Source organism: Glutamicibacter sp. NPDC127525 (genome assembly GCF_042672105.1).
Lineage (GTDB): Bacteria > Actinomycetota > Actinomycetes > Actinomycetales > Micrococcaceae > Glutamicibacter.
Window position 1 is genome coordinate 137,276 of the sequence record NZ_JBHXVN010000003.1, and the last position, 16,782, is coordinate 154,057.

18 protein-coding genes are annotated in these 16,782 nt (G+C 61.1%); 5 read left to right on the forward strand and 13 right to left on the reverse strand.

The window, feature by feature from the left end:
- Positions 1-153: 153 nt before the first annotated feature.
- Positions 154-885 carry a type 1 glutamine amidotransferase domain-containing protein gene (locus tag ACFVHU_RS08670; RefSeq protein ID WP_388023946.1) on the forward strand — a complete coding sequence of 244 codons (732 nt, stop codon included), beginning with the start codon at positions 154-156 and terminating at the stop codon, positions 883-885.
- A 190-nt stretch (positions 886-1,075) separates the two neighbouring features.
- Here the strand turns inward: ACFVHU_RS08670 and ACFVHU_RS08675 are convergent, their stop codons facing one another.
- The 7 genes from ACFVHU_RS08675 to truB form a co-directional block, all read right to left on the reverse strand.
- Positions 1,076-1,570, reverse strand: a complete 495-nt coding sequence (locus tag ACFVHU_RS08675; RefSeq protein WP_388023947.1) for a hypothetical protein — start codon at positions 1,568-1,570, stop codon at positions 1,076-1,078.
- 446 nt (positions 1,571-2,016) lie between these two features.
- Positions 2,017-2,286 carry a 30S ribosomal protein S15 gene (rpsO, locus tag ACFVHU_RS08680; RefSeq protein ID WP_013348393.1) on the reverse strand — a complete coding sequence of 90 codons (270 nt, stop codon included), beginning with the start codon at positions 2,284-2,286 and terminating at the stop codon, positions 2,017-2,019.
- A 107-nt stretch (positions 2,287-2,393) separates the two neighbouring features.
- The gene (locus tag ACFVHU_RS08685) at positions 2,394-3,179 is read right to left on the reverse strand and encodes a class I SAM-dependent methyltransferase (protein WP_388023948.1); all 786 of its coding nucleotides are present in this window, start codon (positions 3,177-3,179) and stop codon (positions 2,394-2,396) included.
- A gap of 5 nt (positions 3,180-3,184) precedes the next feature.
- Positions 3,185-4,138, reverse strand: coding sequence for a bifunctional riboflavin kinase/FAD synthetase (locus ACFVHU_RS08690; RefSeq protein ID WP_105657289.1), 954 nt, complete (start codon positions 4,136-4,138; stop codon positions 3,185-3,187).
- Positions 4,139-4,202: 64 nt separating this feature from the next.
- Positions 4,203-4,670 (reverse strand): hypothetical protein, encoded by a 468-nt coding sequence (locus ACFVHU_RS08695; RefSeq protein WP_181148828.1) that lies wholly within the window; start codon positions 4,668-4,670, stop codon positions 4,203-4,205.
- Positions 4,671-4,680: 10 nt separating this feature from the next.
- Positions 4,681-5,043, reverse strand: a complete 363-nt coding sequence (locus tag ACFVHU_RS08700) for a hypothetical protein (RefSeq protein ID WP_105657288.1) — start codon at positions 5,041-5,043, stop codon at positions 4,681-4,683.
- Positions 5,044-5,060: 17 nt separating this feature from the next.
- Complete coding sequence (gene truB / locus ACFVHU_RS08705) at positions 5,061-5,984, reverse strand: tRNA pseudouridine(55) synthase TruB (protein ID WP_105661834.1); 924 nt, start codon at positions 5,982-5,984, stop codon at positions 5,061-5,063.
- 279 nt (positions 5,985-6,263) lie between these two features.
- On the opposite strand from truB, the gene ACFVHU_RS08710 reads away from it, so the two are divergent.
- From ACFVHU_RS08710 to ACFVHU_RS08725, 4 genes are all read left to right on the forward strand, one after another.
- Positions 6,264-6,926 (forward strand): fasciclin domain-containing protein, encoded by a 663-nt coding sequence (locus ACFVHU_RS08710; RefSeq protein ID WP_105657286.1) that lies wholly within the window; start codon positions 6,264-6,266, stop codon positions 6,924-6,926.
- A gap of 171 nt (positions 6,927-7,097) precedes the next feature.
- Positions 7,098-7,679, forward strand: a complete 582-nt coding sequence (gene sigK / locus ACFVHU_RS08715; RefSeq protein ID WP_286134161.1) for an ECF RNA polymerase sigma factor SigK — start codon at positions 7,098-7,100, stop codon at positions 7,677-7,679.
- Positions 7,679-8,521, forward strand: coding sequence for an anti-sigma factor domain-containing protein (locus ACFVHU_RS08720; protein WP_105657284.1), 843 nt, complete (start codon positions 7,679-7,681; stop codon positions 8,519-8,521). Before sigK ends, ACFVHU_RS08720 begins: the two co-directional genes overlap by 1 nt.
- Positions 8,522-8,720: 199 nt before the next feature.
- On the forward strand, positions 8,721-10,205 hold the full coding sequence (locus ACFVHU_RS08725; RefSeq protein WP_105661832.1) for a molybdopterin-dependent oxidoreductase: 1,485 nt from the start codon (positions 8,721-8,723) through the stop codon (positions 10,203-10,205).
- 114 nt (positions 10,206-10,319) lie between these two features.
- Here the strand turns inward: ACFVHU_RS08725 and ACFVHU_RS08730 are convergent, their stop codons facing one another.
- The 6 genes from ACFVHU_RS08730 to rimP all read right to left on the reverse strand — a co-directional run bounded on the left by ACFVHU_RS08730 (position 10,320) and on the right by rimP (position 16,648).
- Complete coding sequence (locus ACFVHU_RS08730; protein WP_332727082.1) at positions 10,320-10,766, reverse strand: YdeI/OmpD-associated family protein; 447 nt, start codon at positions 10,764-10,766, stop codon at positions 10,320-10,322.
- A 188-nt stretch (positions 10,767-10,954) separates the two neighbouring features.
- Positions 10,955-11,389, reverse strand: a complete 435-nt coding sequence (rbfA, locus tag ACFVHU_RS08735) for a 30S ribosome-binding factor RbfA (protein WP_105657282.1) — start codon at positions 11,387-11,389, stop codon at positions 10,955-10,957.
- Between the two features lie 101 nt (positions 11,390-11,490).
- Complete coding sequence (gene infB / locus ACFVHU_RS08740) at positions 11,491-14,457, reverse strand: translation initiation factor IF-2 (RefSeq protein ID WP_332594938.1); 2,967 nt, start codon at positions 14,455-14,457, stop codon at positions 11,491-11,493.
- A 176-nt stretch (positions 14,458-14,633) separates the two neighbouring features.
- Complete coding sequence (locus ACFVHU_RS08745) at positions 14,634-14,954, reverse strand: YlxR family protein (RefSeq protein ID WP_105657280.1); 321 nt, start codon at positions 14,952-14,954, stop codon at positions 14,634-14,636.
- A gap of 141 nt (positions 14,955-15,095) precedes the next feature.
- Positions 15,096-16,079 (reverse strand): transcription termination factor NusA, encoded by a 984-nt coding sequence (nusA, locus tag ACFVHU_RS08750; RefSeq protein WP_105661830.1) that lies wholly within the window; start codon positions 16,077-16,079, stop codon positions 15,096-15,098.
- Between the two features lie 2 nt (positions 16,080-16,081).
- Positions 16,082-16,648, reverse strand: a complete 567-nt coding sequence (gene rimP, locus ACFVHU_RS08755; RefSeq protein WP_105657278.1) for a ribosome maturation factor RimP — start codon at positions 16,646-16,648, stop codon at positions 16,082-16,084.
- Positions 16,649-16,782 lie beyond the last annotated feature (134 nt).

Genomic DNA, 16,782 nt, shown 5'->3' on the forward strand with positions numbered 1-16,782 from the left:
AAACTCGCTCCGGGGCTAGAAATAGGAGCCACGTCCCATTTGTTCTCCTTCTGGAGCACGATTCCGGAAAGCAAACTGGCAACTTGCGCATCGCCCTTGCGGCAGCCTGCCTGTTGTACAAGGGTGGAAGGACGAATGCGAAAGGAGCACACCTTGAAGAAAATCCTCATGGTCCTGACCAGCGTTTCCGAAATCGGTGATGACAGGGAACCTACCGGATACAACGTCGCCGAGGCAGCACATCCATGGAAGGTGTTCCGGGATTCCGGGCACTTCGTCGACTTCGCTTCCATTAAGGGCGGACAGCCCCCGCGCGACACAGTGGATCAGGACGACCCGGTCCAGGTCCAGTTCACCCAGGACGAAACGACCCGTGCCGGCCTGTACAACACTGCAAGGGTTGAAGTCGTCGATCCCGAACAGTACGACGCGGTGTACCTCGTGGGAGGCCACGGCACCATGTGGGACTTCCCCAATAATGAGGGTCTGCAAAAGCTGGTCGGCGCTATCTACAACAAGGGCGGCGTTGTCGGTGCAGTCTGCCACGGCCCGGCCGGTCTGCTCGATGTCGAGCTGCATCATGGTTTGAAACTCTTAAGTGGCAAAACCGTTGCAGCATTCACCAACGATGAAGAAGTGGCCGTAGGCAAGGACAAGATCATTCCGTTCTTCCTGGCCGACAAGCTCACCGAGCAAGGCGCCACGCATATCGCCGCCGATAACTTCGAAGAGAATGTACAAGTCTCCGAACGCCTGGTCACCGGACAGAACCCAGCTTCCGCCGCAGGTGTCGCCAAGGAAATGGAAAAACTCTTGGCCGAAGTGATCCACCAGGAGAAGGCCGCTGAAGCCGCAGCCGCCGAGTCCGAGGCCGAGGCACAATGAGCTAAGTCGTAACCCAGCCCGAAATCTCATAAAGGACGCTTGGATCCGTGTAGCTTCGCGGATCCAAGCGTTTTTGACTTCTACTGGCCTTTATATGACGCAGTCCGTACTCCGACCAACGCAATGCACCCCTTGCCGAAGTCGTGGCTGGTGATGAGTGCAGCCCGAAAGGTGTCTCGGAGTGAACGCGTCATCGGCTGAGCGGGTTTGGTTCGCATCCTGGTCGCCCGTCCAAAGCGAAAGCCATCTCGTACAGAGTGGCTCTCGGGTCTGGTCCTCCAGGATCCCTTGGGACCACTCCTATAGCGGCCCAGAGGGTTTCACGAAGCCACTGGGCGAATCCCACTACACGGAAGTTGCCTACTGCTTCTGGGTTTCCTTCAGCATGCTCTAGTAATACGATTGCTCGTCTCATGCCGCTGAGTTCTTCCTGAATCGTGTTCCACTGTGACTCTTCTTCAGTGAACTCGCAGTCGTAGCAGTCTTCGTCGTCCTCGGGAGGCCATTCCATCATTTCGCGTTCAACAGGCAAGGACCGGGAAGCGAGGAGCTCTGGGTCGGAAATGTCGTAGGCTGCAACTACGTGCGTTGGGTCCACGTATTCATCGATGAGATCGTCGGCAAATCTGGCGTAATCGAATGTTTTGCCACCCAACGTGGTGATCAGTGCTGCAGCTTCTGACACGCGTGGAGCAGCGCAAACCCCGTAGTGCGCACGAGCAGCTTGCAGGAGTTCTTGGTAGTCAGCCATAGTTCCTCAATTCAAACACGATTGGTGCCGCCAACAGTAGCTGGCGGCACCAATGCTTCGTGCAGGTTCTTCCCTGGGTCGGGTTTCCGTAGAAGAGTTGAACGTTAGGGGTCCGCTTGTTGGGGTGGTAGTGCCACATGTACCCCTTCTTGCCTCCGCCACTGATTTCGAGTCCAACGGCCGCCTTACCGCTTATGGGGCTTTGGCCAACGTCGAACCCGTGAATGAGAGAACTGAAACTACAGCATTCCATTGCCGCAACGCATTTTTACGTAGGCACGAGGCCTCGCTGAAGCCGAGGAGCCCTGAGCGGTAAGAGAATAGAAAAATCCCCGTCTCCTGAAGCGGAGACGGGGATTTTCTTGCTCTGAAGCAGAGGACTACTTGCGCAGGCCCAGACGCTCGATCAGCGAACGGTAACGCTCGATGTCGGTGTTCTTCAGGTAGCCGAGCATACGACGACGACGACCAACCAGAGCCATCAGGCCACGGCGGGTGTGGTGATCATGCTTGTGCATCTTCAGGTGCTCGGTCAGGTCCGAAATACGGCGGGACATGACGGCAATCTGAACCTCAGGCGAACCGGTGTCACCCTCGTGGGTAGCGTAAGCCTTGATGATTTCGTTCTTGATAGTGGCATCCAATGCCATAACAAACTCCTAGAGTTGGACCGCGTTCATAAGTCGGTGCGAACGTCGAGACGCTCACGGCGGAAACTCGCAACCGCGGACTGCAGCGAGAACCATCGTCAATCATATCACCGACGGGTGCGCCGGCGGGACCTCCAGGCATGGGTGAGATAGGGCACCTGCACCTTTGCGTCCTGCTCGTGCCCCAGATGCTCCTGCCAATACCAGGCCAAATTCGCTTCCACCTTGGCGCGGGTAGTCTCTGAAGACTTGCGGTAGTAGCTGCGGGATTTGGTCAGCTCGACGATCTCGTGGAAATCCAGTTCCATGGACCAATGCCAGATGCCATGCTCCGGCTTCTGGAACTGGGGTCCCAACGGCGGCTCCAGCTCCGGCCGGTGCACATCGCCGGCATGCATGATGCGTGCCAAGCGGTGAACCCAGGGAATGGCGACATCCAGCTGATTCCACAGCAGGGTGAGCCAACCGCCATCATGGAGCAATCGGGCCGCTTCGGCACTGGCTTGAGGGTGGTCCACCCAGTGCCATGCCTGGGCATAGGTCACCAGGCCAGCGCTATCGGCCTCCAAGCCGGTCGCTTCACCTGCGGCGCAGGTTACCTCGATCGCCGGCAGCCGCTTGGACAGGACCGAGAGCATTTCTGCCGATGGGTCTACGGCCCTGACTTCCAGGCCTGCACGGATGAGCTGTTCGGTGAAGATCCCCGAACCGCAGCCGATGTCAATGGCAATCACCGGTCGGTGCTGCAGCGTGAATTCCAAGGCTTCCTGCGGATAGGAAGGACGGATCTTGTCGTAGCTTTCGGCATCGGCTTGGAAAGCGGAAGCTAATTCATCGCGGCGCTGGGCGCCCACGACGAAGGCCCGCTGCGGCAATGATGGTATCTCAGCCATGATTCCTAGTGGCGTTCTATAGCCAGCACCGCACGGGCCTGGTCAACGTCCTCGGTCATCTGCTCAATGAGGGCTTCGATGCCGCGGTAGGCAACCATCGGACGCAGGTGGGAAATGAACTCAACGACAATCTGCTGTCCGTACAGATCGAAATCTTCCACGCCTTCTTCGGGGCGGTCAATCACGTGGGCTTCAACCACTCGGGAGACGCCATCGAAGGTGGGGTTCGACCCGACGGAAATTGCTGCTGGCCAACGCACCTCGGCCTCGTCGATCACCCAGCCGGCATAGACCCCATCGGCGGGGATGATGCCGGTGGCTTCGGTGTCCAGATTCGCGGTGGGAAATCCCAGCTCGCGTCCACGGGCATGGCCATGGACTACTTCTCCGCGCATGCGATGCGGCCGGCCGAGGATCGCGGCGGCAGCTTCGACATTGCCGGCGGCTAGTTCTTCACGGACCCAGGTCGAGGACAAGCGGCGCTTGTCCCCTACGTCTTCGACACCTATGACTTCAAAACCGTATTTGGTGCCCAGTTCCTGCATGTAGCTGAAGTCCCCGGAATTGCCGCGGCCAAAACGCACATCATGCCCGACCACAACGGCCACGGCATTCAGCTTCTCTACGATGATGGAGCGAACGAACTCTTCAGCGCTCTGGTCCGCGAATTCCAGGGTGTAGTGGATCATCAGCGTGGCATCCAGGCCAACGCTGGCCAAGGTGTCCACGCGGTCAGCCAGACCCATGATCAATTCAGGAGCATCATCGGGACGGTGCACCAGCGCCGGGTGCGGGTCGAAAGTGATCGCTACCGATTGAGCCGAGCGTGCTTTGGCCTGCGCGACAGCTGCATCCAGCACCTCGCAATGGCCCAGGTGGACACCATCAAAGTTGCCAATGGTCACGACAGTGGGAGCCATATCCGCGGGGACGGCATCCAAGCCCTTCCAATAGTGCACTTTGCTCCTTCAGAAATTCTGCTGCGGTGGATGGAAAACCCACCGTGGTAATTCTTGCACGTCTTTAGGCGTGACGCTCATTACGGTTACGGTACAGCCACCACAAGCCGACAATCGGCAGCACCAGTGGAACGTAGCCGTATCCTTCGCCGAAACCGCTCCACACCGACGGATGGGCGAAGTCTTCGGGGTGGGTCAGCGACAAGATGCCGACCACGATCACGCCTGCCAATTCAACGGCTACCGCCCAGAGCGAAACCAGCCAGGCACCACGCTTGGCTGAAGACAGCGAGAATGTGGCAAGGATATAGACCAGGCCAGAAAACAGCGACAGGCTGTAGGCGATCGGCGCTTCGTCGAATTTGCTCATGATCTGGTACACCGCGCGCACGCTCGCCGCCAGGGCGAGGATGCCGTACACGGCAATGATCACCCGGCCCAGTCCGGTGGACCGGCTTGGCTTGGGGGCCTTATTGGTGCTGCGCGCCTGAGCGGCCTGCATGATTCGCGAATTTCGCGGCTTTTCACCCATGTGAGTACTCCTACTGCCAGATCTGTTCCATGCGGAACACCATTACGAAGGTGACGGCGGCCGACGCGGCCAGCACGGCGTTGGACCAACGGCTCTTCTCGCTGATCGCCCAGAAGAAGGCCACCGGCGGCATGATCAGCGCTGTGATGAAGTAGCCCCAGAATTCCACCGGGTCGCCTTGCACCGCATTTCCCCCGACCTGGCGGATCGCGGCCGCGATGCCGTAGGCAATCAGGAAAAGCTCGGTGGCCACCGCACCGATCAGCGCCCAGTCATCCGGGTGCTTGCGGATAGCGGTTGCGATAACTGCCACCAGCAATGCCAGTGCGCAGACCACCGCTCCGGCGATGAAGAATCCATTGACGGCAATCAAGCCAGTTCCTTTCGGGATTACTTAGCGGTGAAGACCAAGGCCGTACGCGCCTTGTCGCCCTTGTCTTCCAGCAGTGCGACCAGCACGCCATTGGGAGCGAAAGCCGCAACGGTCTGGCCTTCGGCAATGTCCATGCCCAGATGCGAGGCGGGGATGGTGCGGCCGAAAGACAATTCCACGGCTTCGTCGACGCTGACCGTGCGGTTCGGGAACAGCGCGGCAGCAGCCTTTTCAATTGGGAGAATCTCGAATTCCCCGGCCAGCTGCTCCAGGGTGCGGGTGAGCTCGATCTTGTATGGGCCCACCTCGGTACGGCGCAGCGCCGTCAGGTGCCCGCCAACGTTCAATGCTTCGCCCAGGTCGCGGGCCAACGCCCGGATGTAGGTTCCAGAAGAGCACGATACCGTGACGTCGACGTCGAGGATCTTGCCGCCGTTTTCGCGGCGCACCTCATGGATCTCGAACCGCGAAATGGTGACCGGGCGGGCCTTGAGTTCTACCTGTTCGCCAGCGCGCACGCGAGCGTAGGAACGCTTGCCATCGACCTTGATGGCCGAGACCGAGCTCGGGATCTGCTCGATGTCTCCGCGCAGCTGGGCGATCTCGCGCTCGATGTCTTCGTCGCTGACCGCCGCGGCGATGCGCTCGGAAATGATTTCGCCTTCGGCATCGTCCGTGACGGTGTTCTGCCCCAGCCGGATGGTGGCGGTGTAGGTCTTGTCGTGGCCGACGATGTAGGTCAGCAGCCGGGTTGCCTTGTTCACGCCGATAACCAGCACGCCGGTGGCCATGGGGTCCAGGGTGCCGGCGTGGCCGACTTTCCGAGTCCCTGCAAGTCTGCGGATGCGACCGACCACATCATGGGAGGTCATTCCCTGCTCTTTGTCGACTAATACGAGGCCTGAGGCCTGCTCTTGCGTGTTCTGCCCGGCTTTACTCACGCCTTCCAGTATATGGCTTGTGCGGAGAATAAGGCTGTCGCTGGTTCCAAGCGTGGCAGATCCCACTTGCAGCCTATTTCCATGAGCCGGCAATGCTCCGGGACAGGGCCCGCCAGCCCGCGGATCCGGCAGCTTCACGGCCTGCCAGCAAGACGAAAAAAAATTTCCAAGAGAATCCAATCCGTCGGGCAACCTGCCCCGAATGCTCATTGACAACCTGATCCGCACGGACAGGAAAAGGACCGACGACATCAGTCGCGGCGAAGCAAGGAGAAAATCATGAAGCGCACATACAGCAAAGTCGCTGGAGCATTCGGGCTCATCGCAGTCGCCGCCATGGGACTGAGCGCCTGCTCGACCGGTTCGGAAACCATGGAATCGCCCACGGCGTCCGCCTCGGAAAGCAGCTCGCCCATGGCCAGCGAATCGGCAATGGATCCAGCAAGCAATCTTGTGGGCAAGGGTTGCGCGGCCTACGCCGAAGCAGTCCCGACCGGTGATGGCTCGGTAGCCGGAATGGCCCAGGATCCAGTGGCCGTCGCTGCCTCGAACAACCCGCTGCTGACCACCCTGACTTCTGCAGTCTCCGGTGAGCTGAATCCTGATGTCGATCTCGTCGATACCCTCAATGGCGGCGAATTCACCGTCTTCGCACCGGTTGACGACGCCTTCGCGGCAATCCCGAAGGATGACCTGTCCGCAGTTGCCAAGGATGCCGACACCCTGACCAGCATCCTGACCTACCACGTCGTTTCCGGCCAGATTGCACCAGATGATCTTCCCGGAACCCACGCAACGGTCCAGGGCGAAGAGGTGGAAGTCACCGGTAGCGGCGACGATCTGGAAGTCAACGGGGCTTCGGTCATCTGCGGCGGCGTGCAGACCGCCAACGCAACCGTGTACCTGGTGGACACCGTCCTGATGCCACCGGCAAAGAAGTAGTATCGCCAGAATCATCAAAGCCGCTGGCATGAAGGTGGTGCATGGAATACCTTCCAGGCATCACCTTCGCCGGTGCAACGGGAACCTGGTTCCCTTGGACGGATCTTTTCGCAAAACGCCACGCCACAGCAGATAGCCGCTTAGCCACAGATGCATGAGACCCTAGGATTCATGAGTTCCAATAGACTCGATGCCATGGAAGACGATTCCGTGAAAACGCCAGACGTCCTGCTGCAACAGGTCGCGCTGGGAGATGAATCTGCCTTCGAATCGCTCTATGATGCCATGGCTTCACGGGTCTTCGGACTCGTGCTGCGGGTGCTTCGCGATAATGCACAGAGCGAAGAAGTCACCCAGGAAGTGTTTGTCGAAGCGTGGCAACAGGCAAGGCGCTTTGATCCGGCGCGTGGCACGGCAGCATCATGGCTGCTGACTATTGCCCACCGCCGGGCCGTCGACCGGGTGCGAGCAAGCCAAGCGAGCCAGGACCGGGATTTGCGCGTTGGAATCAAGGAATTCCAGGACAGCTACGACGACGTGGAAGAGAATGCCATCTTGCACGACGAGACCATGCGCGTAGCCCAAGCCCTGCAGCGGCTCACCGCCCCGCAACGCGAGGCGATACACCTGGCCTACTTCGGCGGATACACCCACACGGAAGTCGCAGAGCTGCTGAAAATACCGGTGGGAACCGCGAAAACGCGAATACGCGATGGAATGGGCAAACTTCGAGAACTGATGGGAGCGGCGTAATGGACAAGCACGAGAACGAGCTGACCGACAGCTTCGCCCTGGATGCTCTGGAAGACAAGGAACGCGAAGCCCTCCAGCATGGGGGTCCCGACTCTGCCCAGGCACGCCGGGAACTGGATGCCCTGCAGGAAACTGCTGGACTGCTCGGCTTGTCAGCGCAACCGGTCAATCCTCCGGCCCGGCTGAAGAACAACATCATGGCCGCTATCCGCACTACCGAGCAATTGGCACCTGTGCAGGAGACGGCCCTCGATCACGACGGCGCCCAGGCACAGGACCCAATAGCTCCTGCTGAACCAGCTGCTCCTGCTGAACGGGAAACCGAAACCGCTGCAACGCACCAGGCCCCGCAAGCTGGCGCAGAACGCGGCCCGCAGCGCTTCTTCGCCTTGGCCGCCGGCGTCCTGCTGCTCGCAGCGGTGGCTCTGGGCGGCTTGGCCATCAACCAGAATTCCCAGCAGCGCGAGCTGGAAAGCCAGATGGCCGCCATGGCCTCGCATCAAGAAGAGCTCAGCCGCATCCTGGCTGCCCCAGATGCCAAGTCGAAAACGCAGACACTGGACGACGGCGCGCGAATCACGCTGTCCTATTCTGCCGACGAAGGCCTGATGGCGGTGTCCACCTCGGGCATGCCAGCCTTGTCCAGCGACAAGGGCTACGAGCTGTGGCTGATCTCGGCAGAAGGGGCGGTTCCTGCGGGAATGCTCACCGGCGGCGATGCCAACGGCATGATCATGGTTTCGGATCCAATGAAGGGCATCACCCACTTCGGGATCACGGTCGAGCCGGCCACCGGCTCCCCGGCTCCGACAACAGACCCCATCATGGTCCAATCGCTGTGAGCGTGCGGAAGTTCTTGTAGCCTGTTCCAATCCGCAATGCTGCCCGTTCCGAAAACACTGTGAGAAGTTGTTCCCCCTGCATTCTGCAGGGGAACATGGACCGCAACGCATGAGGTGAGTGGCAGTGGGCATTTGGCAGAAGCGCAGCAGCAGTAAACTCGTATTCCACGCGGTGGCTGGAATTTGCTCGGCCGCAATCATGTTTGCCGTGGCCCAATTCGCCTCGGCATTTTTCAACAATGCATCCTCGCCGTTTTTCGCGCTGGGTTCAGCCATCATCGACCTGACTCCCCCATGGCTCAAGGACTTCGCCATCGCGACCTTCGGGACCAATGACAAGTTGGCGTTATTCATTTCCATCGGTGCAGCCGCCGCAGTCCTGGCGGCGATGATCGGCCTGATCGCCAAGCGAAGTTTTGCGCTGGCCTGCACGGCCATCATCGGCTTGGCCGTGCTGCTCTCCAGTGCCGTGGCCGCTCGTGCTTCCACCAGCCTGCTGGATATCATCCCGACGGTACTGGGCGCGATCGCCGGTATAGGGCTTCTGCAGTGGCTGACCCGGCTGGCTGCGGCCGCGGCCCCTAGGCAGGACGAGGGCGCCACCGCGACGGGTCCAAGCCGCAGGAAGTTCTTGATAGGCGCAGCCCTGTCCCTGGCCGCCGCGGCCGTCTCCACCGGTGTTTCCACCTCGCTGTCGGCATCGCGGAATATGGCCGCCGCCGCACGCAAGGCCTTGCGCCTGCCTGCGGCCCGGACCAAGGCGGAACCCCTGCCCGAAGGGGTGCAGGTAGAAGTAGCGGACATGCCCCGCTTCGTGACTCCCAACCAGGATTTCTACCGCATCGATACCGCGCTTTCGGTGCCGCAGATCGACCCGAACCAGTGGTCGCTGCGCGTGCACGGCATGGTGGAGAAGGAATTCACCGTGAACTTCGACGAACTGCTGGGCGAAGAACTCGTGGAAACCTATCTGACGCTCACTTGTGTGTCCAATCCCGTCGGCGGCGATCTGGTAGGCAACGCGAAATGGCTGGGCTACCCGCTGCGTAAGCTGCTGGAGCGCGCGGTTCCGCAGGCCGGCGCGGATATGGTGCTTTCGACTTCGCATGACGGTTTCAGCGCCTCCACCCCGCTCCAAGCGCTCACCGACGACCGGATGGCTTTGCTGGCCATCGGCATGAACGGCGAGCCGCTGCCTTTCGAGCATGGTTTCCCGGTGCGCATGGTGGTGCCAGGTCTCTACGGCTACGTGTCGGCCACCAAATGGGTGGTCGATTTGGAAGTGACGCGGTTCCAGGACAAGGCGGCCTACTGGACTACTCGCGGCTGGTCCGAACGCGGTCCAATCAAGATGTCTTCCCGCATCGATACCCCTCGCCCGTTCGCCCAGGTGCCTGCCGGAGAAGTCGTCTTGGGCGGAACTGCATGGGCGCAGACCCGGGGCATTTCGCGTGTGCAGGTGCAGATCGATGACGGACCGTGGGCAGATGCCCAACTGGCGACCGAAGCCTCGTTGGATACCTGGCGGCAGTGGCGCTTCGTATGGAAGGACGCAGCACCCGGAACGCACTCGGCAACCGTCCGCGCCTATGATGCACAGGGCAAGCTGCAGACCAGCGAGAAAGCCAACCCGGTGCCCAATGGCGCCAGCGGCTGGCAGCGCCTGCAATTCACCGTGCAGTAGCTCCGGGGCACCGGTGGGTTGTTCACACTACTGCCGACTGCGACCGGGGCTGGCTGGCCTGTTGGGCGCCGCCTTTGGCTTAGCTCCTGGCTCAGCGGGCATGGCCCCGGCAGGCTAGTGGCTGCGCAGCGTCTTGATGACCTTCTCGACCCGGCGCGTCCTGGTGTCCTCGCCGCGGGCAGCCACGATGGGGTCCACGTGGCCGCGCTGCTTGCTGTAGGACAGCTTGTTCCAGGCGTCCAGCAGCTCGGGCTCGGCGGAGAGCAGCACGGCCAGCGGTTCGGGGATTTCGACGGTGCGCGGTTCCTCGTCCAGTTCGAGTTTCACGCTGATTTCATCGCCCGCACCCTTGCCCGTGGCAGCACGGGTCTCGGAGCTGAAGGAAATGAGGAACTGCCCGTGCATGGAAGAAATGCTGTTCCGGTACGTGTAGTCCCCGTCAATGCACACGATGACCGGCACGCGCTTGCCGCGGCCGAATCCGAGCACGATGCCATCGGGAACCACGATGCCCACGTTGTTCCCGCCGGTTGCGCTCAATGTTGTGGTGAATTCTGGCATGTGCTGCACCTTTGGTCGGATCCGGCGGTTTCTGATCACGCTATCCCACCATCTTCCCGGCGACCAGCCTTCGGCAGGGATTCGCGCTTCGCTGTGAGGGTAATCGAGGCCAACGCATAACGCCCCGGCCAGCACGCAATGCGTGCTGGCCGGGGCGTTGCTCCAGTCAGGATGAAGCCCAGAAGCCCTTAGGCTTCTTCGGCGTCCTCGTCCTTCTTGTACGGGTCCTGGTCTCCGGCGAAGTCCTTGCCTTCGCGCAGAGCTGCAACCTCGGCGTCCTTCTCGCGGGCCTTGGCCAGCAATTCCTCCAGGTGCGAGGCACCCTCGGGGATTTCGTCGGCGACGAATGCCAGCGTCGGGGTCAGGCGGATGGTCAGATTGCGGCCCAATTCCTTGCGCAGGGCACCGCCACGCTTTTCCAGCATGGTAGCGATGTCCTTCTTCATCTCGTCATCGCCAAAGACGGTGTAGTACACCGTAGCGTGCTGCAGGTCGTTGGTGACGCGAGCGTCGGTCACGGTGACGTTGTCAATGCGCTCGTCCTTGATGACGTTGCGCAGCGACTGGGCCATGAGGACCTGTACGCGCTTAGCCAGGCGTGCGGCGCGGGCTGAATCAGCCATGGTTTTCTCCTAATGGTTCAAAACTCGTGGGCGCTTGACCAAAGCTTATCGGTCAAACGCCCACGAATCAGTGAGTCACGCTGCTAATTGCTTGTCGGCAATTAGTCGCGTGGCTTTTCGCGCATCTCGAAGGTCTCGATGATGTCGCCTTCCTTGATGTCGTTGAACGACCCCAGGCCGATACCGCATTCGAAGCCCTCGCGGACCTCGGTGACATCGTCCTTTTCGCGGCGCAGCGAATCGATGTTCAGGTTGTCGCCCACGACGTTGCCGTCGCGTACCAGGCGAGCCTTGGTGTTGCGCTTGATGGTGCCCGAGCGGATGATCGAACCGGCAATGTTGCCGAACTTCGAGGAGCGGAAGACCATGCGGATCTCGGCGGTGCCGAGGGCCACTTCTTCGAACTCCGGCTTGAGCATGCCCTTGAGCGCATTCTCGATGTCGTCGATAGCGGAGTAGATGACCGAGTAGAAGCGCATGTCGACGCCCTCCTTGTCGGCCAGTTCTGCCACGCGCTCGGCTGGGCGGACGTTGAAGCCAATGATGATGGCGTTGTCCACGGTTGCCAAGTTGACGTCGTTCTGGGTGATCGCACCGACACCGCGGTGGATCACGCGCAGCTGCACATCGTCGCCGACCTCGATCTTCATCAGCGAGTCTTCCAGTGCTTCAACAGCACCGGAAGCGTCACCCTTGAGGATCAGGTTCAGGGTATCGATCTTGCCATCGGCAACAGCCTTGTCGAAGTCTTCCAAGGTGATGCGCTTGCGGCGCTTGGCCAGCATTGCGTTGCGCTCTGCGGTTTCGCGCTTGTCAGCGATCTGGCGGGCGGTGCGCTCGTCTTCGGTGATCAGGAAGCCGTCGCCAGCACGCGGGACCGAGGACATGCCCAGGACCTGTACCGGACGCGATGGCAGTGCCACGTCGAGGTTTTCGCCGTTCTCGTTGAACATTGCACGCACGCGGCCGTGGGCGGTGCCCACCACCATGGTGTCGCCAACACAGAGGGTACCGGACTGGACCAGGACGGTAACAACCGAACCGCGGCCCTTATCCAGGTTCGCTTCAATGGCCACGCCACGAGCGGACTTGTCCGGGTTGGCCTTGAGCTCAAGCACGTCCGAGGTCAGCAGGACAGCGTCCAGCAGCTCGTCGATGCCCTGCTTCTGCAGTGCCGAAACCTTCACGAACATGGTGTCGCCACCGTATTCTTCTGGAACCAAACCGTATTCGGTCAGCTGGCCCATGACCTTGTCAGGGTTGGCGCCTTCCTTATCGATCTTGTTCACAGCGACGATGATCGGCACGCCGGCAGCCTGTGCGTGGTTCAGTGCTTCCACGGTCTGCGGCATGACGCCGTCATCCGCGGCGACAACCAGCACGGCCACGTCAGTGACCTCGGCACCACGGGCACGCATGGCGGTGAACGCCTCGTGGCCCGGGGTATCGATGAAGGTCATTGCGCGATCGCGGCCCTCATGGATGTGGTTGATCTGGTACGCACCGATGTGCTGGGTGATGCCGCCATGCTCGCCCTCGATAACGTTCGACTTGCGGATAGCATCCAGCAGTCGGGTCTTACCGTGGTCGACGTGGCCCATGATGGTGATGACTGGGGCGCGCTCTTCAAGCACGTCTTCGCCTTCAGCCTCAAGTTCGGCGTCCAGGTCCAGGCCGAAGCCTTCGAGCAGTTCCTTGTCTTCGTCCTCAGGGGAGACGACAAGCACCTTGTAGCCCAGCTCTTCGCCGAGTACCTCGAAGGTTGCCTCATCCAGCGACTGGGTGGCGGTAGCCATTTCACCGAGGTGGAACAGTACGGTCACCAGTGCTGCTGGGTTCGCGCCAATCTTGTCGGCGAAGTCGGTGATCGACGCGCCGCGGCGCAGACGGATCTCGGTGTCGCCGTTGCCGCGTGGAACATTCACGCCGCCCAATGACGGAGCACTCATCTGCTCCAATTCCTGGCGCTTTGCGCGCTTGGACTTGCGCTGCTTGCCGCGACCGGCGCCTCCCTTGCCGAAAGCACCGCCAACGCCACCGCGACCGCGTGGTGCACCTGGGCGGAAGCCGCCACCGGTACCGCTGCCGCCACCGCTGCCGCCACCTGGGCGACCGCGGCCGCCGGCACCTGCACCTGGACGTCCGCCGCCTGCTGGCGCTGGACGATCGGTGCGGTTAGGCATCATGCGCGGGGTTGCAGTGGTACCTGCGCCAGCACCTGGGCGTGGACCGCCGGCACCTGCTGGGCGTGGGCCACCTGCGCCGGCTGGGCGTGGAGCGCCCTGGCCTGCTGGGCGTGGACCGCCGGCACCTGCTGGACGTGGACCGCGCTGGCCGTCACGCGCCGGACGTGGACCGCCCTGGCCGTCACGAGCCGGACGTGGACCGCCGGCACCTGCTGGGCGTGGACCGCGCTGGCCGTCGCGTGGTGGGCGAGGACCGCCCTGGCCGCCTTCGCCGCGCATACCCTGCTGCGAGGAGAACGGGTTGTTGCCTGGGCGTGGACCGCCCGGACGAGGTGCGCCTGGACGTGGGGCACGACCGCCTTCGCGGTTGCCGCCACCACGGCGTTCGCCGGACTCAGCGCCGCGCATACCCTGCTGGGAAGAGAACGGGCTGTTGCCTGGGCGTGGAGCGCCTGGCTTCGGAGCTGGCTTGGCACCTGGCTTCGGTGCCGGGGCTGCACCTGGCAATGGAGCGCCAGGGGTTGCCTTCGCGACCGGAGCTGCAGGCGCCGCAGGTGCGGCTGGGGCTGCAGGAGCCGGAGCTGCCGCAGCTGGCTTAACGCCTGGCTTCGGGGCCGAGGCACCTGGGGTAGCAGCCGGCTTGGAAGCCGACTTCGGTGCTCCAGGGGTCGCTGGCTTGGCGGCGGCTGGCTTGGCAGCAGCTGCTGGCTTAGCGGCACCGTTGGAACCTGGGAATGCGTCGCGCAGCTTGCGCGCTACTGGCGGTTCAACGGTCGAGGATGCCGAGCGAACGAATTCGCCCATGTCCTGCAACTTGGTTAGTGCTTCTTTTGAAGTGATTCCGAGCTCTTTAGCGAGCTCGTGAACGCGGGGTTTAGCCACATCTCTCCTGTGTCGATGTGATCTGCTCAAACCCCGGTATCAAAAGATAAATCTTTAGATCAGCGGTCTGGCAGATCAGCTGTGTAATTCGTGAAATTCTTCCGTCGCACGGTGGATCACGCAGAACTGATTGTTCATCGTTGTGCGCTCAGCATTGCCGACTCATCGGGTTGCCATCAGATTTCTGACCCGCTTTCATCATGTTTGCCAGATAGCTGGTTGCTTGCCAGCTGATCTTCGTATGCAGTGAATTCCTGCAGCACCTGCGAATCGTCTACCGCAGACCTGAAGGCCCGCGCGAACGCCCGGCGCTGCACCGCTTGCTGCACACACTTTTCGGTCCCGTGGGTCCAAGTGCCCCGCCCGGAAGCGGAACCCTGTTGATCCAAACTCACCGCATGCAGCGGTGTACCGTCTTTCAGGACCCAACGGAGCAGCTCATTTTTACTGGTTACGGTTCGACAGCCAATGCACGTGCGTTGCTGATGCAGCTTCATGCGAGCGCCGTCGCCACCTTCCCTAGTTATTACGAGCCATCTACTAGTCTAGCGCGTTTGGACGCCATAGCACGCATGAGTTGTGGCTCACACGCAGCTAGGCTTCCAACACGCTGAACTGGAATTATTTCCCGCAGCTGCTTAGAGCTGCGGTTCCTTGCCGCCCGAGGCAGCCAGGATGTCAATGCGCCAGCCGGTCAACTTGGCAGCAAGGCGAGCGTTCTGGCCTTCCTTGCCGATTGCCAGCGAGAGCTGGGAGTCGGGAACAACCACGCGAGCACGGCGTTCGGCTTCGTCCAGGATCTCTACCGAGACGACCTTCGATGGAGACAGGGCCGCGGCGATGAACTTCGCTGGATCCTCGTTGTAGTCAACGATGTCGATCTTCTCGTCGTTCAGTTCGTTCATCACGGCGCGCACGCGGGTTCCCATTTCACCGATGCAAGCGCCCTTGGCGTTGACACCGGCCTTGGTTGCGCGCACAGCAATCTTGGTACGGTGGCCAGCTTCACGAGCCAGTGCCTCGACCGTGACGGTGCCGTCAGCGATTTCTGGAACTTCCATTTCGAACAGCAGGCGAACCAGGTTCGGGTGGGAACGGGACAGGGTAACGGCTGGGCCCTTGTTGCCGCGCTCAGCGGAAACAACGTAGGCGCGCAGGCGGTTTCCGTGCTGGTACTTCTCGCCTGGGGACTGCTCAACTGGTGGCAGCAGCGCTTCCAGATCACCGATCTTGACCTGCACCATATGCGAGGAGTAGCCCTGCTGGATGACGCCGGAGATCAGGGTGCCAACGCGGGCTGCGAACTCGCCGACAACCTGCGCATCTTCAGCTTCACGCAGGCGCTGCATGATTACCTGGCGGGCGGTGGAGGCGGCGATGCGGCCGAAACCGTGCGGGGTGTCGTCGAATTCGCCCAGCAGCACGCCGGCGTTGTCGCGGTCCTCTACCAGGATCGCCACATGGCCGTTGCTGCGCTCAATGTGCGCGCGGGCGCCAGGCATGGCGCCTTCGGTCTTGTTGTAAGCCAGCAGCAGTGCCGACTCGATGGTCGGAATCAAAACATCCATTGGGATGTCGCGGTCTTTTTCCAGGATGCGCAGCGCATTCAGATCGATATCCACGCTTAGCCCTCCAAATCTTCAGTATCGGCAGTGTCAAATAGTGCGTCATCGAAGTTCAGCTCTGGATCGACAACAGCTTTACGGATATTTTCGAAGGCATAGGCCGCAGGATCGAGCACCTTGACCTTCATGCCCTTCTTGGCCGGCTCGCGGTGCTCAGCAATCAACACGTCGCCGTCGTTGACCTCAAGCAGGCGCCCGCGAAGCTTCGTGCCGTCGGCCAGCGAAATCTTGACCATGCGGTTGAGGGCGCGGATCCAGTGGCGCTGGGCAGTCAATGGGCGGGAGAGTCCTGGGGAACTGACTTCGAGTTCGTAAGGAGCCGACGATGCGTAGACGGCGTCCTTGTCCAGAGCGTTGGAGATGGTGGTGGTAACTTCACCAAGTTCATCGAGAGTCAGCGTTTCGTGACCGTCGGCCTTGTCGACGATGATCTGCACGATCATCTGCTTGCCGGAGGGACGCAAGGCGACTTCCTCCAGGAGAAGCCCGTGGGATTCTACTTCCTTGGAGAGCAATGCAGTCAGACGCTGCGCTTCCTGTTCGGTATCGGCCGGCATTCCGGTCATGGATATCCTCCCACGCTATTCGATGTTGTCCGTTAAGCCTATATTGCGTTCCGCTCATTGAGAACATCTAAACGGGCACAGGTGAAGGAACTCACGCCCATTTTCTATCCATCGTGGCGCTCGACACCGCTATT